This is a genomic window from Marinimicrobium sp. C2-29, assembly GCF_038419845.1.
Classification (GTDB): Bacteria; Pseudomonadota; Gammaproteobacteria; order Pseudomonadales; family Cellvibrionaceae; genus Marinimicrobium.
The window spans coordinates 68,157-93,851 of record NZ_JBCAQT010000013.1; the positions used below are offsets into that span (position 1 = coordinate 68,157).

Below are 25,695 nucleotides of genomic sequence, written 5' to 3' on the forward strand. Positions count from 1 at the left end.
GTAGACAAGATTAGGGCGATGAAAATGAAAACCACCTATTTATCCAATCACAAGGCACTGGCCGGTTTCAGCGCCAGTCTCCTCAGTGTAATGATCGGCGCCTCGGCTCACGCCCAGGCACCGGAACAAGACAATTCGGGTATCGCGGCTCCTCCGATGGAAGAAATGCTGGTGACCGGTGGCCGTCTGATGAGCGGTGCGGAAAGTCTGGCGGTTGAGCGTCAGGAAGCGGCTGTGGCGACCGACCTGCTCGGTTCAGACCAGATCAGCCGGATTGGCGACTCCACCGTCGCCCTGGCGCTGACACGCGTTCCCGGCGTTACCCTGGTCGAGGACAAGTTTGTGTTTGTGCGTGGCCTGGGTGAGCGCTACTCCAGCACCACGCTCAACGGCGCCATGGTGCCCTCGCCGGACCTGTCCCGCAACGTGCTGCCACTGGATATCATTCCGACATCCATTGTTGACTCGCTGGCGATTCAGAAAGTCCCCTCGGCCAATAAGCCTGCCGCTTTTGGCGGTGGCAGTGTTGATATCCGCACCAAGAGTATCCCGGACGATATCCTGTTCAATATTGAGCTGGGCACGGGTACCAACACCGCCTCTTCGGACTTTCTGACCTACACCGGTGGGGACGATGACCGCTGGGGCTCCGACGATGGCTCCCGGGCACTGTCTTCCCGTCTGGATGGAGCGCTGGATCAGTACCGGGGCGATCTGACGCCCAACAATATTAACCGGATCGATCAGCTCGATTCAGTTCAGCAAGCGGCCGAAATCAATCGCCAGTTGGCGACCGGACTCAATCGGGATATCAGCACCCGGGAAACCTCGGGTGATCCGGATGTCGATGCTGAGATCAATCTGGGTAACAACTTCTATCTTCCCAACGATATGGAGTTTGGCTTTCTGGCCGGAGCGGCCTATGACAGCAGCTGGCGCAATCGCGAAGTGGTTCAGCGCCGCTTTCAGGATCCCGAGAATCAGGTGGTGTTTGAAGATGAGACCGTCCACTCCGTGGACATCTCGGGCAACCTGAGCTTTGGTCTGCGACTCAACGCCGAAAACTCCATTGAGACCACCAGTCTGTGGTTGCGCAATACCGACGACGAAGTCTCGGTGCGGGATTTCTTCAACGCCAACCGCCTGCTGTCCGATGGCCAGGGCTTTCGCAACACCGAGTTACGCTTCGAACAGCGGGAGTTGGAAGTCCACCAAGTGCACGGCAGTCACGAACTGGGGTGGGATACCCTGGATACGCTGGGCCTGAGTGACAGTCTGAGCTTGCTGCGTGGTCTGAGTCTTGAGTGGTATGTTTCTGACAGCGAGGCGTCTACGGACCTGCCCAATGAAGTGAATGCGTTAAGCCTGACATCGACCGATCCTGAGACCGGCGAGGTCCAGTCGGCGGCATTCGCGGGTGCCAACAGCACGGCGGCGAGCTACCGCTACTCAGACCTGCGTGATTACGTCGACAGCAACGGCTTTACCCTGGCCATGCCGGCGACGCTCGGGAGCTGGGAGTTCGAGTTCTCCGGTGGTATGGACTACTGGCAGAAATCCCGGACCTATGAGCAGTATGAGTTCTACCTGGGGAGCACAGCCCTGGGCAATAGCGATCCGCTGTTCGAGCAACCGCTGAGTGCCATTCTGTCCGATGATAATGTGCTCGATCCGGACAACGGCTTTCGGGTGACCAATAACTCGGGCAACGCCAACAGCTACGTTGCGGCCAACAAGGTGAATGCGGCTTTCGGCCAACTGGACATGACCTGGGATTACACCTGGCGTCTGGTGATCGGCAGCCGGTGGGAGGATTACCAGCAGGTGAACCTGCCCTGGAACCCGGTCAATTATGATGGCAGTCAGTTCCCGGGGATGCAGAATTCCGACCCGATGGACACGGCCGACTACTTTCAGGAAGTCACCTACACCGAGGACGATGTTTACAACTCGGCGGCACTGACCTGGATGGTTCAGGACTTCTGGGCCGAAGACTTCCAGTTGCGTGCCAGCTTTGGTGAAACCACAGTCCGTCCGGATCTTCGGGAAATTTCAGTTTCCAGCTACTTTGACCCTCTGACCGACATCGTGGTGAATGGTAACCCGGATGTGGTGCCCTCCCAGATGGATAACTTCGACCTGCGCGCCGAATGGTTCTTCTCCGGCGGTGACAACTTCACCCTGTCCCTGTTCTACAAGGACATCGTGAATCCCATCGAGCAGTTCGAGGGCGCGGCCACGGATGACAATATCCGGGCCGAGATCCACAACGGTGAAAGCGCCGAACTCTACGGCCTGGAGGTGGAGTTCCTGAAAAGTCTGGGAGACATGGCCTCGGTCCTGGATCCTTTCTTTGTTCAGGGTAACTTCACCTTCATGGACCAGGAGCTGGTGGCCGGTAACAACGCGGATGCGCCCACCAACGCGGTCCGTCCGCTGCAGGGCGCCTCCGATGTGGTCAGCAACCTGATTCTGGGTTACGACTCCCCGAACGGGCAGCACTCGGCAACGATGGCTTACAACTCGTTCAGCGAACGTCTGTTCTTTGCCGGGCGCAATGGCGCGCCCGACAGTTTCGAGCAGCCGTTCCACTCGGTGAACTTCACCTACTCCTATTATCCGGATGATAATTTCACCGTGAAGCTCAAGGTGAACAACCTGCTGGATGAGGATCTGGTGATTGAGCGCACCAGCACCGCCTCGGATGGCAGTAGCCGGGATGTGGAAATCTATAACCAGGAGCGCGGCCAGGATGTGAGCCTCAGCGTTCAGTATCGCTTCTGATGTGATCCATCAGGAGGTTGGGCAGGGACGAATTTCCGCTTTGACCGCTCCCATGGGAGCGGTTTTTTTATATTCCTCGGTCATTGTCATAATAAATTAACATAAACGTGTTAAGGGCAATGCTACCCTTCAGGGCATAAGCGGTGGGTTTTTCGATCTGTTTCGAAGGCCACCAACCCTAAATGCCTTGAGAAAGAGGATAAGAGCATGAAAAAAGTCGCAATCGGTGCCGTTCTGGCACTGGGCCTGGGTACAGTGGGGCAGGTGACCGCCGATGACTATCAGCCAGCCGGGTTCGCGGATGGCACCCTGGAGTATCTCGAATCGGCCCTGGCCTCGCCGGCGCTGACCGAGGATTATCCCGTCGCGTCGGTCTATTGCCAGGCGGCGGTGGACGAGCAGGGCTCATCCAGCGATGTGGCCTGCTACGAGCGCGATGGCTTTGACCAGCTGCGCCTTCAGGTAGAGGAAGCCTTTACCGGCCGCCGGTTCACTCCGGCCCGGGTGGATGGCGAAACCGCAGCAGTGCGGATGGTGTTCCGTGTAGTGTACGCCGATCTCGAGGGCCAGCCGCCCATCATGATTTTGCCCAATCTCGGCCTGATGCAGGGCGAGTTCGGTTATCAATACAGCGCGCCCCAGGAGCTTCTGGGTGACCGGAACTGGTATGCGCTGTACCAGTCTGATGGCCGTGGCGAAGGGAATCCCTTTTTCCGCGGAGAGGGGCGAAAGACCCGGGTGGAAGCCTGGGTGAACGCCAATGGCCGTGTCGCTTCCGCCCGGCGTCTGCAGACCCACGGGCGATACAAGCGTGATGCCAAAGTGGTCGAGCGGGCACTGGAAGACTCCCGGTTCATCCCGGGGATGGTGAGTGGCGAGCCCGAGCGCATGCGCTACGTGGCGGTGCTGAGCTATCCACAATGACTTTCAGTAAGACACACAATAAGACACGATAGCCCTCAATCGTTCTTCCCTGCGCCGAAGAGGCCGCCTCCGGGCGGCCTTTTTCGTGGGCATCCAGCAGGGCCTCGTGCCTCCCGAAGAGTCCCCTTCCAATACCCTCAATGACGTTCGAAGTGACACTTCAGAGGCGACCCTCCCGAGATGCCCCTTTAAATATGTGGAGAACCATATATAATCAAATCCATATATTCAGTTGAGGGCATCCGCTGTGGATCCACTGGTTTTTTTCAAATCCCTGGCCGACGATACCCGGCTCAAATCCCTTCTTTTGATCGAGCGTGAGGGCGAGCTCTGTGTCTGTGAACTGATGGCGGCCCTGGGTCAAAGCCAGCCCACCATCTCCCGTCACCTGGCTCGCCTGCGGCGCGATGGCCTGCTGCTGGATCGTCGGCAGGGGCAGTGGGTCTTCTATCGGCTACACCCGGAGTTGCCCGACTGGGCCTGCCAGGTGCTCACCAGCTCGCGTCGGGCCAATGGCGCCTTTCTGCAATCCTGTGAGCGGGCATTGGCCACCATGGGCGATCGGCCCGAGCGGGACCGGATCTGCTGCGCCTGAGGCGATATCATTGTTTTCGAAAGTGAGAGTTTATGGGACGGTTTGAGCGATTTTTGTCGCTATGGGTGGCACTGGCGATCGGGGCCGGAGTGTTGCTGGGCAGTCTGGCCCCGACGCTGTTCAACCGGATTTCCGAGTGGGAGTACGCCCAGGTGAATCTGGTGGTGGCGGTGTTCATCTGGTTGATGATCTACCCGATGATGGTGCAGGTGGACCTGACCTCCCTGAAGGCCGTGGGGCGAAAACCCCGGGGGCTGATCCTGACGCTGGTGGTCAACTGGTTGATCAAGCCCTTCACCATGGCGGCGCTGGGCTGGCTGTTTTTCCGGGTGTTTTTTGCCGGCTGGGTCGATCCTCAGTCCGCCAATGAATACATTGCGGGCATGATTCTTCTGGGCGTGGCGCCCTGCACGGCCATGGTGTTTGTCTGGAGCCAGCTGAGCAAAGGGGACCCCAACTACACCCTGGTGCAGGTGTCGATCAACGATCTGATTCTGGTCTTTGCCTTTGCCCCTCTGGCGGCATTTCTGCTGGGCATGACCAATATCACCGTGCCCTGGGAGACGCTGGTTCTGTCCGTTGTCCTGTATGTGGTTCTACCGCTTATTGCCGGTGCCGTCACTCGCCACTGGCTGCTCACGCGCGGTGGTGAGCCCGCACTCGAGGAGTTTCTGCATCGCATCAAGCCCGCCTCCATCCTTGGTCTGCTGGCCACGGTCACGCTGTTGTTCGGACTGCAGGCACCGGAAATTCTGAACAATCCTCTGGCGATTGTGCTGATTGCCATTCCGCTGCTGATCCAGTCCTACGGCATATTCATCTTCGCCTACTGGATGGCGCACCGCTTGCGCTTGTCACACGATGTGGCCGCGCCGGCCTGTCTGATCGGCACCTCGAATTTTTTTGAGCTGGCGGTGGCGGTGGCAATCTCCCTGTTCGGAATGCAGTCTGGGGCGGCTCTGGCAACGGTCGTGGGGGTGCTGGTGGAAGTACCGGTGATGTTGTCACTGGTGGCCTTCGCCAACCGGACCCGCCATTGGTTTTCTTGAAGTACTGACGTGAGGAGCAAGGCATGACGATCAAAATCGGACTCAACGGCTTCGGCCGCATGGGGCGCCTGGCGCTGCGCGCCGCCTGGGACTGGGACGAAGTGGAGTTTGTGCAGATCAACGACCCGGCGGGCGATGCCGAGACCCTGGCGCACCTGTTGAACTTCGATTCGGTGCACGGGCGCTGGTCGCACGAGGCGGTGGCGGAAGCGGGTGGCATTCGTATTGGGGAGCAGACCCTGGCCGTCACCGGCAATGGCCAGATCGGCGAGACCGATTGGTCCGGCTGCGATCTGGTAATCGAAGCCTCGGGCAAGATGCGCGACCGCGAACTGTTGCAGGCCTATCTGGATCAGGGCGTCAAACGCGTGGTGGTAACGGCGCCGGTCAAGGCCGATGATGTCCTGAACGTGGTCATGGGGGTAAACGAAGCGCTGTATGACCCGGCGCGCTACCCCATCGTCACCGCCGCCTCCTGCACCACCAACTGTCTGGCGCCTGTGGTCAAGGTGATTCACCGTGAACTCGGCATCAGGCACGGCTCCATGACCACGCTGCACGATATCACCAACACCCAGAGCATTCTTGATCAGCCCCACAAGGACCTGCGCCGGGCGCGGGCCAGCAGCCTGAGCATGATTCCCACCACCACCGGTTCGGCCAAGGCCATCATCGAGATTTTCCCGGAGCTGAAAGGCCGGCTCGATGGCCACGCCGTGCGCATTCCTCTGGCCAACGCCTCGCTCACCGACTGTGTTTTCGAAGTGGAAAAGCCCACCGACCGGGACGAGGTGAATCAACTGCTGAAAGCGTCGGCCGAGAGCGAGATGCCCGGTATCCTCGGCTATGAGGAGCGACCGCTGGTGTCAGTGGATTTCAAAACCGATCCGCGCTCGAGCATCATCGATGCGCTCTCGACGTTGGTGATCGATGGCACCCAGGTAAAAATTTACGCCTGGTACGACAACGAATGGGGCTACGCCAACCGCACCGCTGAACTGGCGCGGTTGGTAGGGCAAAGAGATCAGATGGATCAGAAGGTCTAGGCTTATGCTCGCGTCGCTGTCCCCGGAGATTCGTCAGTACCTGCTGGTCACCGGCAATTACTGGGCCTTCACCCTCACCGACGGCGCTCTGCGCATGCTGGTGGTGCTGCATTTTCACCAGCTCGGTTACAGCCCGCTGGAAATTGCTCTGCTGTTTCTGTTCTACGAAATATTCGGGGTGATCACCAATCTGGTGGGCGGCTGGCTGGGCGCGCGCCTGGGGCTCAACCGGACCATGAACATCGGTCTGATTCTTCAGGTCGTTGCCCTGTCGATGCTGCTGGTGCCGGCGGCCATGCTCACCGTGCCCTGGGTGATGGCGGCCCAGGCGCTCTCGGGTATCGCCAAGGATCTGAACAAGATGAGCGCCAAGAGCTCGATCAAACTGCTGGTGCCGGACGGGCAGGGCGGTGCGCTCTATCGCTGGGTGGCGGTACTGACCGGCTCTAAGAACGCGCTCAAAGGCGCCGGCTTTTTTCTCGGCGGCGCCCTGCTGATGTGGCTGGGCTTTGCCGGTGCCGTGGGCAGCATGGCGGTGGCGTTATTGTTGGTCTGGATGGCGAGCATGGTGCTGCTGAAAAAGGATCTGGGGCGGGCCAAAAACAGAATAAAATTCTCCGAGATTTTCTCCAAAAGTCGTGCAGTGAATGTGCTTTCGGCGGCGCGTCTGTTTTTATTCGGCGCGCGCGATGTCTGGTTTGTGGTGGCGCTACCGGTGTTTCTCGCCAGTCAGTTTGACTGGGACCACTGGCAGGTGGGCGGCTTTCTCGCACTCTGGGTGATCGGTTACGGTGGGGTGCAGTCGGTGGCTCCGAGAATCACCGGCCGGGCCAACGGTTTCTTGCCCGATGGGCGCACCGCTTTTGGTTGGGCGCTGGCGTTGACACTTATACCCGCACTGATCGCTCTGGCATTGACGGCCAATATTGCCCCCCAGTGGAGTCTGCTCGGCGGTCTGTTGTTGTTCGGGGTGTTGTTTGCGATCAATTCGTCGCTGCACAGTTATCTGATTGTGAGCTACGCCCAGCGCGAAGGTGTGTCGCTGGATGTGGGTTTTTATTATATGGCGAATGCCATGGGACGCCTGGTGGGCACGGTGCTCTCGGGCTGGGTGTATCAAATAGCGGGGCTCACCGCCTGCCTGTGGATCTCGGCGCTGTTTCTCGCCCTGGCGACAGTGATTGCGCTTGGGTTGCCGCGTCGGTCAGATTAGTGGGTGGCGTTTAGTCCACATCACGTCCGGCTCGCTCTGGAGTTGGCTTCTGAGACCGGCCCGCTCAGGGGTAGGGTCTTCCCAGACACGGCGTGAACCCTTCCCTGGGGCCTCTCCACCGACATCCTGTCGGTGATGGTCTGGGAAGAGCCTACCCCAGATCGGTCCTCCGCACTTTGTAAAACCCGCCGAGCGATCCCGTAGGGCGGATAAGCGTCAAGCGCATCCGCCGTAATCCAGGGTGCTAGTTCCCGGAACGTTACGCTGGCACAGCGGAGGCTGGGTATCCCCTTGTGAGACCGTCACCCGCCTTGGACGCCCCACATGGATGTGGGAAGTGTCCCGAAGCGCCGGGAGCGCGAAGGGGACCGGCGGGTGATCGAGCCCCCATGGATGGGTTTACGGCGTGTCTCACAAGGGGATACCCAGACGGAGCATTCCTTGCGAAGTGCCGACCAAGACCTGATTAATTTATCAATGCAACTTCAACCGAGGCTGCAGCCAGCGGTTGATTTTGCCGGCCAACATCAGCAGGCCGGTTTTCATCAGACCGTGCACCGCGACCTGATGCATCCGGTACAGCGAAATGTAAACCACCCGCGCCATGCGCCCCTCAATAAACAGACTGCCTCGGGTCAGGTTGCCCATCAGACTGCCCACCGTGGAATAATTGGCCAGGGTAACGAGCGAACCGTGGTCGCGGTACTCGTACTTTTTCAGAGGCTTGCAGTTCAGACTGGCCACCAGATTGTGATAGCAGGTGTTCGCCATCTGGTGGGCGGACTGCGCGCGCGGGGGGACCCGCTTGCCGTCCTCCTGAATGAACTCGGCGCAATCACCCAAAGCGAAAATACGATCGTCCCGGGTGGTCTGCAGAAACTCGTTGACCTTCAGCTGATTGATCCGGTTGGTTTCCAGGCCCCCGATATCCGCCATGAAATCCGGCACCTTGATGCCGGCGGCCCATACCATCAGATCTGCCTCGACGGTATCACCGTCCTTGGTGTGCAGCCCCTCGGTGCTGGCCGAGGTGATCATGGTGTTGGTCCGGACCTTGACGCCGATGTTGGTCAGCTCCTTGGTGGCCGAGGCGGAAATGCGCTCGGGCAGGGCGGGAAGAATCCGCTCGCCCGCCTCTAGCAGGGTCACATGCAGGTGCTCGTTGGTGATGGCGTTGAAACCGTAGTGGTGAAACTCGCTTACCGCGTGGTGCAATTCCGCGGATAGCTCCACCCCGGTGGCGCCACCGCCGACAATCGCAATGCGCACGGTATCCGGTTCCTCGGGCACCCGCTGAATACGCAGGAAGCGGTTCAGCAGTTTGGTGCGGAAGCGGTGGGCCTGCATCGGGCTGTCCAGGAAGATGCAGTGATCCGGAATGCCCGGGGTGCCAAAATCGTTGGAGACCGAGCCCAGGGCCACCACCAGATAATCATAGTCGATGCGCGTGGAGGGAATGTACTCCACGCCCTCGTCGTCCAGGACCGGGGCGAGCACTACCTGCCGGTTGTCCCGATCAATGTCGGACAGACTGCCCACACGAAAATGAAAGCCGTTGGCGAAAGCATGCGCCCGATAGCTGACCGCATCGTTGCCCTCGTCCATGGTGCCCACGGCAATTTCGTGCAGCAGCGGTTTCCACAGGTGGGTGGTGTTCCGATCCACCAGGGTGACATGGGCTTTCTTCTTGCGTCCCAGCCGGCGGCCCAGTCTGGTCACCAGCTCCAATCCGCCGGCGCCACCGCCGACCACCACAATTTTTTCCACTTCTGTTCCTCTATTGCTCGTTAATCCAACTCAATCCAGCGGCCCTGTTCGGCGCTGGCGAAAATGGCATCGATGATTCTCATGTTGGCCTCCGCATCCCACAGGGGTGTCGGTACGGGGGTGTTGTTCCGGATGCATTGGGAAAAGGCGTCGGCCATCAGCTGGTACTGGTCCGGTTCCGGGAAGGCGTAGGACTGGCGCTCGCCACCCACCACCAGGGTCACGCGATTTTCCTGGCCGGGCTCGGGGTTGAAGGGCTTCTCCAGGCGGATCATGCCTTTCTCGCCGTGAAGCTCCGCCCACTGACTGGCCTCGGTTTTGGTGGTCACGGTAAAGCTGGCTGTGCCATCGGGAAACTCCATCAGGGCCGAGGTCAGACAATCTACCTCGTAGCCGGGCAGGGGCTGTACGCTGCTGACCAACCGGACCGGCTCGGCCCCGTAGACATGGCGTGCCGAGGAAATGCCATAGCAGCCAATGTCCATCAGGCCGCCACCGCCAATGTCCGGCAGGTTGCGGATGTTCTCTTCATCGCGGTTGTTGTAGGCAAAATGCGCCGAATAGTGGCGCACCTGGCCGATGTCGCCGCGCTTGAGCCACTCGTGCACCGACTGCCACTGGGGGTGGAAGCGGTACATGAAGGCCTCCATCAGCTTCAATTCGGGATGGGCTTTGGCGGCGGCCTTGAGCGCCTTCAGGTCATCGCTGTCCAGGCTGATGGGCTTTTCGCACAGTACGTGCTTGCCGGCCTCCAGGGCCTGGACCGATAGAGGCACATGCAGATGGTTGGGCAGCGGATTGTAAATGGCATCCACTTCCGGGTCGGCCAGCAGCGCCTCGTAGCTGCCGTGCGAGCGGGGGATGCCCAGCTCCTCGGCAAAGGCCCGGGCGCTCTCGGCGCTGCGCGAAGCCACGGCGACCACCTCGCCGTGCTCCGAGGCCTGGATGGCGGGAATCACTTTCGTGCGACCGATATTGGCGGTGCTGAGCACCCCCCAGCGAATCTTGTTCATGACGACCTCCGTCGAATTCAGGGGTTTCGAGCTGTGTTTGACGTTGCGCCCAGTGTACACCAGAGCGGTAAAAAGGCCTCAACTTTCCCGGAGTCCGGCCGAAAACAAGGAAGCGCGACCATCACAGCGACCGAGCGGGTGCTGTGCTAGGGTCGAGGAGGGGGACGTATGCTGTCGCCCCTGCTGATGATGATTTTGAAGGCTGCGGGAACACGTCCGCTTGGGGTGTGGCGGTCTTTACTCTGGCGACCAAGGGCAAGTGGTAGGGAAAAGCAGCAGCCCGGCATTTTTGAGATGGGATTATGTTTTTACGAGCGTTGAATATTGGCCCCCGGTTGGCGGCGGGCTTTGGGGTGCTGCTCCTGTTGTTGATCAGTCAGGGCATTTTTGCTCTGTACGAAATGTCCCAGATGGATGAAATATCCACCGAGATCAATGAGGACTGGCTACCCGGCGTACGTGCCGTGGGCGATCTGGGTACCAGTATCATGCGCTACCGGGTGTTTACCCTGCGGGTGGCGGCCGATGATGATCCGGTCATGGTCAAAGAGAATATCGAGCGTCTGCGGGCAATCAAAACCGATGTGCGCAAGAATCAGGCGCGGTACGAGGAGGTTATCAACACAGTTGAAGAGCGGGCGGTTTACGATCGGTATGTCGAGGCGCAGGAGGAATACTTTGAGAACTCCGACATCCTGGTGGACTACGCTCAGGATGGCGACTTCGGTTCGGCCATGGGGATTGTCAATATTGCCCTGGGCGGGCCGGCCGACCGGATGGCGGAGGCCTTGCTGGAGCTTTCGAATATAAACCAGGAGGGTTCGCGTGAGGCCGATGCTCGCGGAAAGGCGGTGTTCGTCGAAGCGCAAACGGCGGTCATAGCCGCTATTGTTGTCGCCGTTCTGCTTGTGATCGGCCTGGCGGTATTTCTGGCGCGGAGTATTGTTCAACCACTGGCTCAGGCGCTGGACAACGCCGAAACCATCGCGGCGGGGGATCTCAGCCAGCCCATTGACGTCAAGGGTAACGATGAGCCCGCTCGCCTGTTGAATTCCCTGGCACTCATGCGAGAGAACCTGCGCAGTGCCATCAGTCAGATCTCCAACTCTTCCACCCAACTGGCGTCGGCGACCGAAGAGCTCAGCTCGGTGGCCGAGGATTCCTCCCGCAGCCTGCAGGAGCAGACCGATGAAATTCAGCAGGCCGCCAGCGCCGTGACCGAGATGACGGCCGCTGTCGAGGAGGTGGCCCGCAACGCCACCGAGACATCCGAATCTTCAAGCGAGTCGGCCAGTGCGGCGAAAGACGGCCTGTCCAAGGTCCTTGAGACACGCAAATCCATCCAGTTCATGACCGATGAAATTGACAAGACCTCGGAGTCGGTCAATGGCCTGGCCGAGCAGGCCAACGATATCGGCAAGGTGATGGATGTGATTCTGGCAATTGCCGAACAGACCAACCTGCTGGCCCTGAATGCGGCCATTGAGGCGGCCCGGGCGGGCGAAGCGGGTCGCGGTTTCGCCGTGGTGGCCGATGAAGTGCGGGCGCTGGCGCACCGCACCCAGACCTCCACCAAGGAGATTGAAACCATCATCAGCAACATCCAGAACGGCACCAAGAACGCCGTCTCCTCCATGGAGCTGAGCAGCACTCGGGCGACCGAGACGCTGTCGGTGGCCAAGGCGGCGAGTGATGCGCTGGAGCGTATCGCCGAGGGCATTGACGATATCAATGAACGCAACCAGGTCATTGCCAGCGCCTCGGAAGAGCAGGCCAGCGTGGCCCGCGAAGTGGACCGCAATCTGGTCAAAATCAGCGATATCGCCACTCAGTCCGCCGCCGGTGCCAATCAGACCAGCGCTTCGGCCGAGGAGCTGTCCAGGCTCGCGGTGGAGCTCAATACGCTGGTCAGTCGCTTCCAGCTCTGACGACCTGCTTTTCATCTTCAGCGCGGGTCCCCGTGACCCGCCGCTCCCTCCTGCATTGACTATTGCCCCGATAGACTGTTTTTTGCACGATTTTGTAGTCGTATCAGCTGCCCGTCAGGCATACTGACCGACTTGAAGCCAATCTCATTAAAGTGAGCTATGGTTATTGGCGATACCCAACCCCGAGCGAGTCAATGCGAATGAACGAGTCATCCCGGGAGCCCTTCAGCGCTGACTATGAGGCCAAACGCCTTGAAGCCTTGCGTCAATACCAGATTCTGGATACTCCACCCGAAGCGCTGTTTGACGATCTGGTGGACATTGCCGCCTATATCTGCGAAGCGCCCATCGCCGTAATCAACTTCATTGATGGTCATCGTCAGTGGTTCAAGGCGGTCAAGGGGCTGGGCGTGCGGGAGACCAAACTGGATATCTCCATCTGTCGCCATACCATTCTGCAAACCGGGACTTTCGTGGTCCCGGACCTGTCCCGGGACGATCGTTTTGCCGCGAACCCTCTGGTGACCGGCGAGAGCCATCTGCGCTTTTATGCCGGGGCCCTGCTTGAGAGTAGCGATGGATTTCCCCTGGGAACCGTTTGCGTGCTGGATACCCGGCCCCGGGAGCTCACCGAGCTGCAGCAAAACACCCTCCAGGCACTGGCCCGCCAGGCGATGGGCAACCTGGAGCTGATGCGGACCAATCATCTTCAGCGTGAGCTTCTCAATGAGCTGGAACAGACACGCGAACAGCTGGTTCAACAGGCCACCACTGATCCTCTCACCGGGCTGTTCAATCGACGTGCCTTTGATGAACAGCTGGAGCAGGAACTGGCGCAGATTCATCGCGGTCGGGCGCCGGGCAGCCTGATGATGATCGACCTGGACTATTTCAAACGGATCAACGACGAGGCGGGTCACCACAAGGGCGACCGGGTGCTGACCCGCTTCTCGGAGCTGTGCCGGAGCCTGTTTCGACAGGGCGACACCCTCGCCCGTTGGGGTGGTGAGGAATTCATGATCCTGCTGCCGGAAACCGGGACAAAAGACGCCGAGGTTGTGGCTTCGCGCCTCCATCAACAACTCAGCGATGACCCGCTTCATGAGCCGGGGCAGCAGACGCCATTGACGGTCAGTATCGGCATCATTCCCCTGGGTCGGGTCGATGACTCTGTGCAGGCGTTGAGAGAAGTGGATGCCGCTCTTTACCTGGCCAAGGACCGGGGGCGGCAGTGTACTGTGGTGCTGGACTCGGAATTATCCGACTAGCGGTCGAAAGGCTCCGGATTAAATGTTTCTCCCGGGTGAATCCAAAACGGGCCTGTTCTGCGTCTGAATCAGTAACCCGGCGACAATGCCGGAATCACTGACTGAGTAGGATGAGGAAAACCCATGAAAACGTTCAATGGATTCGCGGTTGTTAAATGTCTGATGTTGGCCCTGATGGGCCTGGGCCTGATCACCGGCGCTCTGCCGGTGCTGGCCGAGAATGTCGACTGGCAGCAGCAGTTGCCGGCTCATATTCCGGGCGGAGATGCCGCTGCCATCGCCATTCCGATCATCGCGATTGTGATGGTGTTCGGCGCCCCGGCCCTAACGGTGATTCTGGTGGCACTGTTTGTGTTTCGCCATCGCGAGCGGCGCCAGCAGTTACTGAATGAACGCATCCAGAAGTTTCTGGAAAATGGCCAGCCGGTGCCGGAAAATCTGATGGGAGAGAGCCTGCCCGCTCCGGCCCGCCACCTCAATCAGGGACTGGTGTTGCTCGGTGCGGGTGCCGGTCTGACGCTGTTCCTGACGCTCATGAACGGGTTTGCGATCGGTAGCCTCGGTTTGATCCTGGTCGGAGTCGGCCTTGCCAAGATACTGATCTGGAAGCTGGCCGAGACCCGGGCCGTCTGATGGACCGGCAACACGACAGTCTGTCTGACGCGGGCCTCATCGCCCGCGTCATGACCCAGCGCGATCCCCATGCTTTCCGGCAACTGGTTCTGCGCTATCAGTCGCCGCTGCGTCGCTGGGCCCGACGGTTGTGCGATGGCGATGAGAGTGCCGCCGATGATCTGGCTCAGGAAGTGTTCATCAAGGCGTACCAGTCGCTGCACAGCTACCGGGGCGAGGCCCGCTTTTCCACCTGGTTGTATCGCATCGCGTTCAATCTGGCGGCCAGTCAGAGGCGGCTGGCCCGGGAGCGCTGGACGCGGGTCGACCTGGATGATGCCGCCACTGAGGTGGACGCCGCCACCCATCAGCCTTCGCATACCGGGCCCACTGAGGCGAGACGCGACCTGGATGGCGCCCTGGCCCTTCTCAGTGAGCCCCAGCAGTGGGCCTTGCGCCTGAGCTTGGAGGAAGAGCTTACCCACGAGGAAGTCGCCGAGATCATGGGCCTGGCTCTTGGCACCGTCAAAACCCACATTCTGCGCGGCAAGAAGGCGTTGAAATCCTATTTGTCATCTTGGCAGGAGACCGTCTGATGAAACCTGAGAACCCGAACGATGAGCGCGAACTGGACGCCCGGCTGGCCCGGGCGCTTCGGCGCAGCGCCGACTACATTGACGATGACGGTTTCAGTGACCGGGTCATGCAGAGTCTTTCCATGCCCGCGCCCTCGCGCCGGTCGGTGGGTGTGAGGCTCTGGGTGCTGTTGGCGGCGATCCTGGTCGGGTCGCTGGCGGTGGCAGTGATCCCGGCGCAAGCCTGGGCGTATACATTGGCGGCAGGCATTCTGGCGATGCCTCTGGACGCGATGCTTCAGACTGGGGCACTGATCACCCTGGTGTTGATGGCGGCCCTGGGCGGCTGGGCGTTGCAGGAGGATTGACGGTTTGGCGGTTTTCCCCAAACCGGGTTAGAATTGCAGCCACTCCTCGGGGAGGTCTAGCACCTGAGATGCCTTTTCGGCCCGTGATCGCAATGCCGGCGAAACGAAAAGGCGGACCCGTTGAACCTGATCCGGTTAATGCCGGCGTAGGGATAGGAACAAAAAAGTGCGCTTGGCCAGCATTGGTGTTGGCATCCAGGGCGTGTTGACGCCGATACTGGCCATGGCTCCTACAAATACTCCCGCTCGCATTCCGGATCTCCACGTATTTTTTGGAGATCCCTTATGACTCATCGATTGACCCTTGCTGTTAGTATCGCGCTTGCTTTGACGACGGCCTCGGCGGCGCTGGCGCAACCCTCCGATATCACCGAAGAAATCATTGTCACAGCTGACTTTCGTCAGGCGCAGCTGCTCGATCTGTCCGCCAGCGCCAGCGTGATTGATGCGCAGACCATCAAAAGCCGCAGCGCCGTGCATCTGGACGATGTGCTCAATACCGCGCCCAATGTCAATTTTTCTACCGGCGCCTCGCGCGGCCGCTTTTTCCAGATCCGCGGCATCGGTGAGCGCAGCCAGTTTGTCGAACCGATCAACCCCTCGGTGGGCCTGATCATCGACGGCATCGACATGACCGGCATTGGCGGCGGCGCCACCACTCTGGATATTCAGCAGGTTGAGATTCTGCGCGGCCCCCAGGGGACGCTCTACGGCGCCAACGCCCTGGCCGGACTGATCAACATGGTCTCTGGTGCGCCTACCGAATCGTTTGAAGGGGAACTCAATACCACCCTGGCCGAATACAACACCCGCACCGCCAGCGGCGTCGTCAGCGGCCCGATCAACGGTCAGTGGGGTTATCGTGTCTCCCTGTCGCAACACCTGAGCGACGGCTATCAGAGCAATGCGTTTCTCGGTATTGATGACAACGCCGACTACGACGAGCAGACCGCACGGGGCAAGTTGCGTTACCAGCCCAATGCGGATCTGACGCTTGACCTGACCGCTCTCTACATCGATGTCGATAACGGCTACGACGGTTTTTCCCTGGACAACACCCGCACCACCCTGTCGGACGAGCCCGGCCACGATCGCCAGCAGACCGCCGCCGGCTCGGCGCGTCTCGAGTGGCAGGCCACCGACGCCTACCGGTTGATCGGCCTGCTCAGTCACGCCAACTCCGACCTGGAGTACGGCTACGATGAGGACTGGGCCTATGAAGGGCTGTGCGAAGATTTTGAGTGTGTCTTTGACGGCTACAACTCTTTCGACAACTACCTGCGCGACAACCGCCACACCAGCGCCGATGTGCGCCTGGTTTCCGATAACGCCGTGGACGAACTGGGCTGGGTTGCAGGAGCTTACTACCGCGATCAGTCCGAAGATCTGCGCCGTGAATACACCTACTTCTCCGAAGATTTCCTGAGTGAATTCAGCACCGAAAACCGGGCGCTCTATGGCCAGCTGGACATTCCGTTAGCCCAACGCCTGACGTTGACCACCGGCCTTCGCTTCGAGCAGCGGGAGGCGGACTACGCCGACAGCGACGGCGCCGTGTTTGCCCCCGAAGAAGACATGTGGGGCGGCAAGCTGGCCCTGGAGTATCGGGACGCCCGCGATCACCGCTGGTACGGCCTGGTCTCGCGCGGCTTCAAAGCCGGGGGCTTCAACAGCAGCCAGAGTATTCCCGCCGAAGACCGGGAGTTTTCCACTGAAACCCTGTGGAATTACGAACTGGGCTGGAAGGCGAGCGCCCTGGATCGTCGTCTGCAGACTCAAATGGCGCTGTTCTATCAGGACCGTGACGACGTTCAGACCAAACAGTCACTGGTCCAGCCCAATGAGGGGGACGACTGCCCCTGCAGTTTCACCGACTACACCACCAACGCCGCCTCCGGCAGTGCCCTTGGACTGGAAGCGGAAGTGAATTGGCAGCTCAACCCCATGACCGAAGTCTTCGCCAGTCTGGGCCTGCTGGACAGCGAGTTCGACAACTTTGAAAGCTTTGCCCACGTCAAAGCCGACGACGAAACCGGCGAGCCCTACGATCTCAGTGGCCATGACCTGCCGCACGCGCCCAACTACCAGTTCGCCGTCGGCGCCCTGTTTGACCTGACCGAGCACTGGTACGCGCGGGTGGAACTGGAAGGCAAAGATGCGTTCCATTTTTCCAGTCGGCACGAAGCCCAGTCGGATCGCTACGAGCTGCTCAACGCCCGCCTCGGCTATCGGGCGGACAGCTGGGAAGTGGCCCTCTGGGGACGCAACCTCACCGACGAGCTGTACCAGACCCGCGGCTTCGGCGCCTTCGGCAACGATCCGCGCAACGGCTACGAGACCGAACCCTATTATCAGTTCGGCGAGCCGCGTATTCTGGGCGTGGACGCCACCCTGTGGTTTTGATCCAGGCTTTTTGTTTGTTGAACCCAGGGCAACGGCGGATGCGCCTGCGGCTTATCCGCCCTACCCAACGTTCCGTAGGGCGTGGTAAGCCTAAGGCGCACCCGCCGCAACGAGGCGCGACGCAACAACGGTTGGGTTGATGATTCGGTCCGACGTTTCGGTGCAGCATCCGCCGTTACCAGGCATGACGCGCAAGCAAACATTCGGAGAAGTGACCGTCAGGGACATTGAACCAGGACCGTGGAGAGCGGGATTCGCGACACGAGCCTACATGGAAGTATTCACGGCGTGTCCTGGTTTAATGCTCCTGATGGCCACGCCACCGATAATTTACTAGAGACCCTTGCCATGAAACTATCCATCGAAATCAGCATGTACCCCTTCAATGAAGACTACATCCCACCGATCAAAGGATTCATTGACTGGCTCAACCAACAGGACGGCATCAAAATCCAGACCGTCCCCACCTGCACCCTCATCACCGGCGACTACGACCGGGTGATGGATGTGCTGCGTGACGGCCTCAAATACAGCTACGAAACCTACGGCAAAGCCGTATTCGTCACCAAATTCCTGCCCAACCACGAAGCCCTCTGACGTGACGGTGGAAGACGCGGCCCAACAGATCGCCAACGCCTGGGCCCAGATGTCCGGATGGGAAATCGTCGCCGTGATTCTGGCAATCGCCTATCTGGTATTGGCCGTGCGCCAGAACCCACTGTGCTGGTACGCCGGCTTTGCCAGCACCGCCATCTACACCGTGCTGTTCTGGAACGTGCAGCTGCTGATGGAATCCGGGCTCAATATCTACTACATGGCCATGGCCGTCTACGGTTGGTGGCAGTGGCGCCACGGCGGGCAGAATGACACCCCCTTACCGGTGCACACCTGGCGCTGGCGCCAACACGCCCTGGTGCTCAGTGGCATCGTGCTGATCAGCGCCGCCTCCGGCTCCCTGCTGACGCAGTTTACCCATGCGGCCTGGCCCTACCTGGATTCATTCACCACCTGGGCAGCGGTCGTCACCACCTTCATGGTCGCGCGCAAGGTTCTGGAAAACTGGGCCTACTGGATGGTGATCAACAGCACCTCCATCTTCATTTTTATCGATCGTGGGATGTACCTGACCGCCCTGTTGCTGCTGTCCTATCTGATCATTTCCATTTTCGGCTGGATCAGCTGGTACCGGGATTACCAAAACCATCAACAGGAGCAGGCCAGTGCCCGGTGAGGACAAATTTCTGCCGCTCGAGACGGCGCTCGACACCTGGCGAGACTGGGGGCTGGCACTGGAACAGCGCCCGGCAGTCATGGGCCCGGTGCCGGGAGGGCGAACCAACCGCAGCTACCAGCTTCGGGCACCCGAGCTCGGGCACGACCTGCTACTGCGGATCAACAACCCTCAGGGACAGAGGCTGGGCATCGACCGCCACCGGGAAGTCGAGATCCTCCGGACGGTGGCCGATGCCGGCTTGACCCTCGGTGCCTGTTACTGGGAGCCCGAACAGCGATTTACCGTCTTCCGCCATATCGAAGCGCGCACCTGGAACGCGCAGGATTTTGCCGACCCGGGCCAGCGCCGGCGTCTGCTCGAGTGTTTACGGCTCGCCCACTCCTTGCGGCCGAGTGTGCCCCGGCGGCGCTACTACGATTACCTGAATCATTACTGGCAGCAACTGGAGCGGGCCGAGGCGGTTGAGGATGAGCTGCGTAACGAATGGCAGAATTTTGTCCCACATCTGTGGGCGTTTGATCAGGCCGGTTGGACGCCCTGTCTGACCCACCACGACCTGATTCCCGAAAATGTCCTGGAAACCCCCGAGCGGCTGTATCTGATCGACTGGGAGTACGCGGCCCCGGGACATCCGGATATCGACTACTGGTGCCTGGATCCCGCTCTGGTGCGCGAGCCCTTTATCCACGAACTGGCGAACTGGACCAATGATCTCTGGGAGCGGGTGGTACGTCTTCACTAAGGCAATGGCTTGTTAACTTCCCACGGCAACAAACCGCTGGTTTATTGCGGCTGGCAAGCCATGGTGGAATGGTGCACCATTGAGGGTATAGAAGTTGACGAAGGTGCTTCCTGCTATGAAACAACCGGTGATGACCCAGCGCGCCGAGGCGGCGGATGTTGATGATATCTGTATCAATGCCAGCGGCAATCGTCCGTTGAGCGAAGTCAGTCGGTCCCGCCGCAACCTGCTCAAAGGCGGGTTGGGTCTGCTGGCCACGCACCTGGCCGCACCCGCGCTCCTGACGGCGTGCGTACCCGGCATGGGACGCCACGGAGCCCCCTTTACCGACAGCCCCCGCCCCGCCATCGGCTTCACCCCGGTGCCAGTGGCGCAGGACCCGGATTACGACCGGGTGGATGTGCCCGAGGGCTATGCGGCCGAGCCGTTTTTCAGCTGGGGCGACCCGGTGGTGAACGGCGCCACCCCCTGGGATTCGGGAGCGGGGAACGACTGGCTGGAGCAGGAACGCCAGTCCGGCCAGAACCATGACGGTATGCATTACTTCCCCTTTCCCGATGCCCCCAATGAGCATGGCCTGCTGGTGATCAATCACGAGTACATCAACGCCACGCTTCACCCCGAGGGGCCGACCGTCACCGAAGATGCTCAGGGTCGAAAAATACGGCCGAAAGATGAGGTGCGCAAAGAGCAGGCGGCACACGGTCTGAGCATTGTTGAAGTGCGCCGCGACCCCTGGGGGCACTGGGAGCGGCTCTATCCCTCCCAGTACAACCGCCGCCTGACCGCCACGACCCCGATGAGGATCAGTGGTCCCGCCGCAGGCGCCGACGCCATGAAAACCCGCGATGACCCCACGGGTACGGAAGTGCTGGGCACATTGAACAATTGCGCCATGGGAGTCACTCCCTGGGGAACCTATCTGATCGCCGAGGAAAACTGGAAAAACTATTTTGCCAACAGCGACCTGGATGATCACGCCCAGCGTCGGGAGCATCATCGCTTCGGTATCGCTGCCGGTCCCAACAGTCACTACAACTACTGGGAATCCGCCGACCCGCGTTTTGATGCCACGCCTAAACCTGACCAGCCTCACGGTGGCTATGTCAACGAGCCCAACCGGTTCGGCTGGGTGGTGGAAGTGGACCCCTTCGACCCCCAGAGCCAACCGGTCAAGCGCACCGCCTTTGGCCGGATGGTGCGCGAAGGCTGCACCTGTGTGCAGCACCCGGATGGTCGGTTGGCGTTTTATTCCGGCGAAGACTCCCGGGGCGAGTGCATCTACAAATTTGTGCCCGAGGGGCGCTTCGATCCGGATGATCCCCGGGCCAACCGGGATCTGCTCGACCGGGGAACCGTTTATGTGGCCGTCTATCACGAGGATGGGACGGGCGAGTGGCGTCCGTTGGTGTGGGGCGAGCCGGGCCTGACCGAGGCCGACGGTTTTGCCTCCCAGGCCGACGTGCTGATCAACCTGCGAAGCGCCGCCGACGCCCTGGGCGGCACACCCATGGACCGGCCCGAATGGGTCGCCGTCAATCCTTTTACCCGGGATGGCTATGTCACCCTCACCAACAACGTCGATCGGGGTGTGGATCCCGATCAGCCGGTCGACGCCGCCAATCCTCGGCCGGAGAATCACCACGGCCAGATCCTTCGCTGGCGCGAGCGGGACCGCGACCCGCACGCCACCCGCTTCGAGTGGGAGCTGTTCCTGTTGGCCGGTGAACAGCCCCCGGCGGGTGAGTCCTGGAAAACCGACCACCAGTACGGCACCATTGAGGGCGATATCTTTGCCTGTCCAGACGGTCTCTGGTTTGATCCGGAAGGAAGGTTGTGGATTCAGACCGACTTCAGCGATGGCAAGTCCGTGTACGACGCCATGGGCACCAACCAGATGCTCTGCGCCGACCCGGTCACCCGCGAAGTGCGCCGTTTCCTCACCGGGCCGTCCGGGTGCGAGATCACCGGCGTGACCGGCACCCCGGATGGCACAACCCTGTGGATCAACGTCCAGCACCCGGGCATCAGTTACCCGGCGAGCGACGGCAAGACCCGCCCGCGCTCCACCACGGTGTTGATCACCAAGGATGACGGTGGTGTGATCGGCACCTGATGATTCGACGCTGACTCGCGGGTTGACGTAAACTTTGGGTTCACCGACTGCCACTCAGACAGCGAGCGCTTGATGGACTTCGCCCTGCACTCATCTCTCATTACGGTTGTCACCACGTCTCTGGTGGTGGCGCTGAACGTGGTTTTTCACTATGAAGTGATCCAGTGGCTCAACCGTTGGCATGTCGGGCGTCATCGGCGATTCGGTCATAACCACCGGGTCCGTCCCATTGTATTGTTCACCATGTTTGTGTTGCTGTTGGCCCATGTGGTGGAAATCTGGCTGTTCGGCTTTGCGTTCTGGTGGTTGTTGGATCTTGAAGGGTACGGCGTGATTCAGGGGTACGGGGAACTGAGTCTGCTCGACTGCGTCTATTTTTCGGTCGCGAACTACACGACGGCAGGATGGGGGGATTTAGTGGCCGTTGGGGATATACGTTTTCTGGCGGGCACCGAGGCCCTGGTGGGCTTCATGATGATCACCTGGTCGGCCTCGTTCAGTTACCTGGTCATGAACCGGGCCTGGGGCAGTGATAAGGCTTGAGGGAAGTAGATCAGAGGTTCATCCCTGAACCAGTGAGCCATACTACTGATTGGAAGCCAGCGGCGTGACGTTTCCGGCCTGCCCCTCGGACTCTTCAAGCAGAGCTTCGGGCTTACCCTTGCAGGCTTTGGCCAATTGATCACGGCGCTCGGCCAACAGCAGACCAATGGCCTCACTGTGTTCCTCGCTGATGCCGTCAATGGAGCTTTCAATCAGCTCGGTGATATTGGCGGCCAGCTCCAGCATTTTGTCGTGCGCTTCCGCGGCTTTTTTATCGTCAAACATCTTGCCATCCCGATCACATTTCCAAACGGCGACTACAGCCATGGTTTACCTCCTGGGTCATTACTGTTTTTTTATACAGTATTGATTGCAGGGCGACTTGTCAACTCTTGGTGGTGCGCTGGGCAATTGTCAGCCCAACCGATCAGCGAGAACTGATGCCACCGAAGCGCAGGTACATGGCCGGCACCACCAGCATGTTCAGGGCGGTGGAGCTGAGCAGCCCCCAGAGAATCACAATCGCCATGGGGGCCTGAATCTCGCTACCGGGTTCTCCTCCGGCCAGGGCCAGGGGGACCAGCGCCAGCGCTGTGGCAAGGGCGGTCATCAGGATGGGCACCAGCCGCTCTTCGGCCCCCTGGCGGACGGCCTGAGCGGGGGCAAGCCCCTGATCCTGAATCAGGCGGCCGATATGGTCGATCAGAATCACGCCGTTGCGGGTGGCAATGCCGAACAGGGTAATAAAGCCGATCAGTACGGCCACCGTGACGACGCCTCCGGCGAACCAGACGCCCGCCACGCCGCCAATCAGTGCCAGTGGCAGGTTGAGCATGACCAACAGTGCGTCCCGGGCGCGCCCGAAAGCGGCCACCAGCAGAAAGAAAATGCCGGCAATGACCAGCGCGCCCAGTAACAGCAGCCGGGTGCTGGCGGCTTCGGCGCTCTGGAACTGGCCGCCGTACTCCAACCGGTAGCCGGTCGGCAGCTCGATGTTGGCGTCGAGGGTGCGCTCAATGTCCTCTACCACGCTGATCAGGTCCCGCTCGGCCACGTTGGCCATGACCACCAGGTGGCGCTGGACGTTCTCCCGGGTGATGGTGTTCGGTCCCCGCTCGCGCCGGATGTCGGCCAACGCCGAGAAGGGCACCTGGGCACCGGAGGCGAGCGTGAGTTGGGTTTCCCGCAGGGTGTCCAGGTTCTCTTTGGCGCTTTCCGGCAGGCGCACGACCAGATCAAAGCTCGCCTCTCCCTCCAGCAGCCGGCCGACGGTGGTGCCGTTGAAGGCCGTCTCCAGGGCGTCGGCGGCCTCGGCCATGGTCATCCCGTAGTTGGCCAGGGCGGATCGGTCAAAGCGCACGGTGACAAACGGGATCTGACTCTGCTCGTCCATGGCGACGTCCACCGCGCCCGGAACCTCGCTGACCAGGGATTCGATCTGACCACCGAGTGAGCGCAGCTCGAACAGGTCATCGCCAAAGAGCTTGATGGCAATGTTGGCGCGGGTACCGGAAAGCATGTGATCAATGCGGTGCGAAATGGGCTGGCCGATAATGACGTTGGTGCCGGGCAGCAGCGCGAACTCCTCCCGAAGGGCCGCTAGCAGCTCGGCCTTGTCCCGCTTCTGCATCTTGAGCGATACGTCGATCTCGGAGGAGAAGACCTGCTGGGCGTGCGGATCCAGTTCGGCCCGTCCGGTGCGTCGGGCCGTGGCGACCACTTCCGGTTGCTCCAGCAGAATGTTTTCCACCCGCTGGCCGATGGAATCGGAGGTTTCCAGCGAGGTGCCGGGTAGGGTCACCGCACTCAGGGTCAGGCTGCCTTCGTTGAACTCGGGTAAGAAACCACGTCCGGCGAAGGAAAGCCCCACCAGAGAGACCAGCAGCAGGGCCAGAGCCCCGCCGATCACCACGCGCCAGCGCCGCAGTGACCAGTCCAGCAGGGGGCGATAGGCGGATTTCAGGGCCCGGATCAGGCGGGTGTCGTGGTCATGGGCGACGGTGCGACTCCCTGGCAGGCCCAGCAGGCAAAGCACCGGAGTGACGGTCACCGCGACCAGCAGCGAGGCGGCGAGAGACACCACATAGGCCAGCCCCAGCGGTTCCAGCAGCCGCCCTTCGACGCCGCTGAGGAAAAACAGCGGGAGGAACACCAGAATGATGATCAGGGTGGCAAAAACAATGGAGCCTTCGATCTCCCGGGTGGCCGCCGAGACCACGTGCAGCGCTGACTGTCGCTGATCCTCGGGCCGGTCGGCGTTTTCGCGCAGGCGCCGGACGATGTTTTCCACCACAATAATGGCATCGTCCACCAGCGCGCCGAGCGCAATGGTCATGCCCCCGAGCGTCATGGTATTGAGAGTGCCGCCCAGCCAGCGAATGGACAGCACCGCCACCAACAGCGACAGGGGGATGGCCACCAGCGCGATGGCGGTGGCCCGCACGCTGTATAAAAACAGAAACATGATGGCCACTACCAGAATGGCCCCGTCGCGCAGCGCCGCGCTGAGGTTGTCGATGGAAACGGTAATGAAGTCCGCCTGCCGGAAAGCGTCGGTTTCGATCCGCATGCCCTCGGGCAGTGAGCCCTGCAGCTCGTCGATGACGCCATCCAGGCGCTCGGTCAGCTCCAGGGTGTTCACCCCCGGCTGTTTCTGGATGCCCAGTACCACCGCCGCTTCGCCCTTGTAGCTGCCGGTGCCCCGGCGGGGCGCCGGACCGGTCTGCACCACCGCCAGATCGCGCACCAGCACCGGCACCTGCGCCCGGGTGGTCACGACCGCCTGCTCCAGATCCTCGATGGTGCGGGCCCGGCCGATGCCCTGAATCAGAAATTCCTGGCTGTTCTCGGTCAGGAAACCGGCGGAGGCGTTGTGGCTGGCATCGGCCACGGCCCGGCGCAACTGGTTCAGGGTGACGCCGTAAGCCGACAGCCGTTCGGGGGAGGCAACCACCTGAAACTGGCGGGTCTCGCCCCCGGTGGGAATCACCTCGGCGACGCCCGGCACGGCCAGCAGCCGCCGCCGGACCTGCCAGTCGGCGGCGGTTTTCAGGTCCATTTCGCTGTGCCGATCGGAGCTCAGAGCGATGAACAGAATCTCGCCCATGATCGATGTGACCGGAGCCAGCACCGGGGGTGGCAGGTCCTCGGGCAATGCCCGGGATACGTTCTGCAGGCGCTCCGCGACCCGCTGGCGCGCCCGATAGATATCCGTGCCCCAGTCGAACTCCACGGTGACCACGCTGATGCCCACCCCGGTGTTGGAGCGCACCCGCCGGACCCCGCCGGCGCCGTTCATGGCGGTCTCGATGGGGAAGGTCACCAGGCGCTCGACATCCTCGGGCGGCATGCCGTGGGCTTCCGAGACAATGGTGACGGAGGGAGCGGTCAGGTCGGGGAAAACATCCACCGGCGCCTTCATCGAGGACCAGCCGCCCCAAGCCATCAGCAGGCCGGCGGCGGCCAGTACCAGCAGGCGGTTGCCCAGCGACCAGCGTATGATTCGGTCAATCATG

21 protein-coding genes and 1 riboswitch are annotated in these 25,695 nt (G+C 60.8%); of the genes, 17 read left to right on the plus strand and 4 right to left on the minus strand.

Translation table 11 applies throughout. The features are described 5' to 3' along the window. Positions 1-18 precede the first annotated feature (18 nt). From AAE484_RS13505 to arsJ, 6 genes are all read left to right on the plus strand, one after another. Entirely contained in the window at positions 19-2,784 is a 2,766-nt protein-coding gene (locus AAE484_RS13505; protein WP_341938933.1) for a TonB-dependent receptor domain-containing protein, read from the plus strand. Between the two features lie 207 nt (positions 2,785-2,991). Next, positions 2,992-3,708 (plus strand): energy transducer TonB, encoded by a 717-nt coding sequence (locus AAE484_RS13510; RefSeq protein WP_341938934.1) that lies wholly within the window; start codon positions 2,992-2,994, stop codon positions 3,706-3,708. 247 nt (positions 3,709-3,955) lie between these two features. Beyond that, on the plus strand, positions 3,956-4,303 hold the full coding sequence (locus AAE484_RS13515; RefSeq protein WP_341938935.1) for a metalloregulator ArsR/SmtB family transcription factor: 348 nt from the start codon (positions 3,956-3,958) through the stop codon (positions 4,301-4,303). Positions 4,304-4,335: 32 nt separating this feature from the next. Continuing rightward, the gene (gene arsB, locus AAE484_RS13520) at positions 4,336-5,352 is read left to right on the plus strand and encodes an ACR3 family arsenite efflux transporter (protein ID WP_341938936.1); all 1,017 of its coding nucleotides are present in this window, start codon (positions 4,336-4,338) and stop codon (positions 5,350-5,352) included. A 23-nt stretch (positions 5,353-5,375) separates the two neighbouring features. Beyond that, the gene (locus AAE484_RS13525; protein ID WP_341938937.1) at positions 5,376-6,398 is read left to right on the plus strand and encodes an ArsJ-associated glyceraldehyde-3-phosphate dehydrogenase; all 1,023 of its coding nucleotides are present in this window, start codon (positions 5,376-5,378) and stop codon (positions 6,396-6,398) included. Positions 6,399-6,402: 4 nt separating this feature from the next. After that, a complete protein-coding gene (arsJ, locus tag AAE484_RS13530) occupies positions 6,403-7,611 on the plus strand; it encodes an organoarsenical effux MFS transporter ArsJ (RefSeq protein WP_341938938.1) in 1,209 nt (402 codons plus the stop codon). Between the two features lie 474 nt (positions 7,612-8,085). On the opposite strand, the gene AAE484_RS13535 is transcribed toward arsJ, so the two are convergent. Both AAE484_RS13535 and AAE484_RS13540 read right to left on the minus strand, forming a co-directional pair. Beyond that, positions 8,086-9,378, minus strand: coding sequence for an NAD(P)/FAD-dependent oxidoreductase (locus AAE484_RS13535; RefSeq protein WP_341938939.1), 1,293 nt, complete (start codon positions 9,376-9,378; stop codon positions 8,086-8,088). Positions 9,379-9,398: 20 nt separating this feature from the next. Next, positions 9,399-10,391, minus strand: coding sequence for a Gfo/Idh/MocA family protein (locus tag AAE484_RS13540; RefSeq protein WP_341938940.1), 993 nt, complete (start codon positions 10,389-10,391; stop codon positions 9,399-9,401). A gap of 302 nt (positions 10,392-10,693) precedes the next feature. Here AAE484_RS13540 and AAE484_RS13545 point away from each other — a divergent pair, with 302 nt between their 5' ends. From AAE484_RS13545 to AAE484_RS13595, 11 genes are all read left to right on the plus strand, one after another. Then, positions 10,694-12,319: a methyl-accepting chemotaxis protein gene (locus AAE484_RS13545; RefSeq protein WP_341938941.1), complete on the plus strand. Its 1,626-nt coding sequence runs from the start codon at positions 10,694-10,696 to the stop codon at positions 12,317-12,319. Positions 12,320-12,519: 200 nt separating this feature from the next. After that, positions 12,520-13,587 carry a GGDEF domain-containing protein gene (locus AAE484_RS13550; protein ID WP_341938942.1) on the plus strand — a complete coding sequence of 356 codons (1,068 nt, stop codon included), beginning with the start codon at positions 12,520-12,522 and terminating at the stop codon, positions 13,585-13,587. A gap of 123 nt (positions 13,588-13,710) precedes the next feature. After that, positions 13,711-14,220 (plus strand): DUF6249 domain-containing protein, encoded by a 510-nt coding sequence (locus AAE484_RS13555; RefSeq protein WP_341938943.1) that lies wholly within the window; start codon positions 13,711-13,713, stop codon positions 14,218-14,220. Beyond that, a complete protein-coding gene (locus AAE484_RS13560; protein ID WP_341938944.1) occupies positions 14,220-14,795 on the plus strand; it encodes an RNA polymerase sigma factor in 576 nt (191 codons plus the stop codon). Before AAE484_RS13555 ends, AAE484_RS13560 begins: the two co-directional genes overlap by 1 nt. Further along, the gene (locus AAE484_RS13565; protein WP_341938945.1) at positions 14,795-15,142 is read left to right on the plus strand and encodes a hypothetical protein; all 348 of its coding nucleotides are present in this window, start codon (positions 14,795-14,797) and stop codon (positions 15,140-15,142) included. Before AAE484_RS13560 ends, AAE484_RS13565 begins: the two co-directional genes overlap by 1 nt. Before the next feature lie 37 nt (positions 15,143-15,179). Then, positions 15,180-15,313, plus strand: a riboswitch (TPP riboswitch). A 114-nt stretch (positions 15,314-15,427) separates the two neighbouring features. After that, positions 15,428-17,545 carry a TonB-dependent receptor gene (locus tag AAE484_RS13570; protein ID WP_341938946.1) on the plus strand — a complete coding sequence of 706 codons (2,118 nt, stop codon included), beginning with the start codon at positions 15,428-15,430 and terminating at the stop codon, positions 17,543-17,545. A gap of 348 nt (positions 17,546-17,893) precedes the next feature. Next, positions 17,894-18,142: a YkoF family thiamine/hydroxymethylpyrimidine-binding protein gene (locus AAE484_RS13575; RefSeq protein WP_341938947.1), complete on the plus strand. Its 249-nt coding sequence runs from the start codon at positions 17,894-17,896 to the stop codon at positions 18,140-18,142. Between the two features lies 1 nt (position 18,143). Next, a complete protein-coding gene (gene pnuC / locus AAE484_RS13580; RefSeq protein WP_445928858.1) occupies positions 18,144-18,776 on the plus strand; it encodes a nicotinamide riboside transporter PnuC in 633 nt (210 codons plus the stop codon). Beyond that, on the plus strand, positions 18,766-19,521 hold the full coding sequence (locus AAE484_RS13585; protein WP_341938948.1) for a phosphotransferase: 756 nt from the start codon (positions 18,766-18,768) through the stop codon (positions 19,519-19,521). Before pnuC ends, AAE484_RS13585 begins: the two co-directional genes overlap by 11 nt. 115 nt (positions 19,522-19,636) lie before the next feature. Then, a complete protein-coding gene (locus tag AAE484_RS13590) occupies positions 19,637-21,637 on the plus strand; it encodes a PhoX family protein (RefSeq protein WP_341938949.1) in 2,001 nt (666 codons plus the stop codon). A gap of 72 nt (positions 21,638-21,709) precedes the next feature. Next, complete coding sequence (locus tag AAE484_RS13595) at positions 21,710-22,180, plus strand: ion channel (RefSeq protein WP_341938950.1); 471 nt, start codon at positions 21,710-21,712, stop codon at positions 22,178-22,180. Between the two features lie 42 nt (positions 22,181-22,222). Here AAE484_RS13595 and AAE484_RS13600 read toward each other — a convergent pair whose 3' ends face one another. Together AAE484_RS13600 and AAE484_RS13605 are read right to left on the minus strand one after the other, a co-directional pair. After that, the gene (locus AAE484_RS13600; RefSeq protein WP_341938951.1) at positions 22,223-22,507 is read right to left on the minus strand and encodes a YebG family protein; all 285 of its coding nucleotides are present in this window, start codon (positions 22,505-22,507) and stop codon (positions 22,223-22,225) included. 100 nt (positions 22,508-22,607) lie between these two features. Next, complete coding sequence (locus AAE484_RS13605) at positions 22,608-25,694, minus strand: efflux RND transporter permease subunit (RefSeq protein WP_341938952.1); 3,087 nt, start codon at positions 25,692-25,694, stop codon at positions 22,608-22,610. Position 25,695: the final 1 nt, after the last annotated feature.

Excerpts from the sequence above, each read along its gene's own strand:
- AAE484_RS13510 (WP_341938934.1), top strand. The coding sequence starts at position 2,992 with ATGAAAAAAGTCGCAATCGGTGCCGTTCTGGCACTGGGCCTGGGTACA.
- AAE484_RS13505 (WP_341938933.1), top strand. The coding sequence starts at position 19 with ATGAAAATGAAAACCACCTATTTATCCAATCACAAGGCACTGGCCGGT.
- AAE484_RS13605 (WP_341938952.1), bottom strand. The coding sequence starts at position 25,694 with ATGATTGACCGAATCATACGCTGGTCGCTGGGCAACCGCCTGCTGGTA.
- AAE484_RS13550 (WP_341938942.1), top strand. The coding sequence starts at position 12,520 with ATGAACGAGTCATCCCGGGAGCCCTTCAGCGCTGACTATGAGGCCAAA.
- arsJ (WP_341938938.1), top strand. The coding sequence starts at position 6,403 with ATGCTCGCGTCGCTGTCCCCGGAGATTCGTCAGTACCTGCTGGTCACC.
- AAE484_RS13600 (WP_341938951.1), bottom strand. The coding sequence starts at position 22,507 with ATGGCTGTAGTCGCCGTTTGGAAATGTGATCGGGATGGCAAGATGTTT.
- AAE484_RS13555 (WP_341938943.1), top strand. The coding sequence starts at position 13,711 with ATGAAAACGTTCAATGGATTCGCGGTTGTTAAATGTCTGATGTTGGCC.
- AAE484_RS13560 (WP_341938944.1), top strand. The coding sequence starts at position 14,220 with ATGGACCGGCAACACGACAGTCTGTCTGACGCGGGCCTCATCGCCCGC.
- AAE484_RS13545 (WP_341938941.1), top strand. The coding sequence starts at position 10,694 with ATGTTTTTACGAGCGTTGAATATTGGCCCCCGGTTGGCGGCGGGCTTT.
- AAE484_RS13595 (WP_341938950.1), top strand. The coding sequence starts at position 21,710 with ATGGACTTCGCCCTGCACTCATCTCTCATTACGGTTGTCACCACGTCT.
- AAE484_RS13570 (WP_341938946.1), top strand. The coding sequence starts at position 15,428 with ATGACTCATCGATTGACCCTTGCTGTTAGTATCGCGCTTGCTTTGACG.
- AAE484_RS13590 (WP_341938949.1), top strand. The coding sequence starts at position 19,637 with ATGAAACAACCGGTGATGACCCAGCGCGCCGAGGCGGCGGATGTTGAT.
- AAE484_RS13575 (WP_341938947.1), top strand. The coding sequence starts at position 17,894 with ATGAAACTATCCATCGAAATCAGCATGTACCCCTTCAATGAAGACTAC.
- AAE484_RS13540 (WP_341938940.1), bottom strand. The coding sequence starts at position 10,391 with ATGAACAAGATTCGCTGGGGGGTGCTCAGCACCGCCAATATCGGTCGC.
- AAE484_RS13525 (WP_341938937.1), top strand. The coding sequence starts at position 5,376 with ATGACGATCAAAATCGGACTCAACGGCTTCGGCCGCATGGGGCGCCTG.
- arsB (WP_341938936.1), top strand. The coding sequence starts at position 4,336 with ATGGGACGGTTTGAGCGATTTTTGTCGCTATGGGTGGCACTGGCGATC.
- AAE484_RS13565 (WP_341938945.1), top strand. The coding sequence starts at position 14,795 with ATGAAACCTGAGAACCCGAACGATGAGCGCGAACTGGACGCCCGGCTG.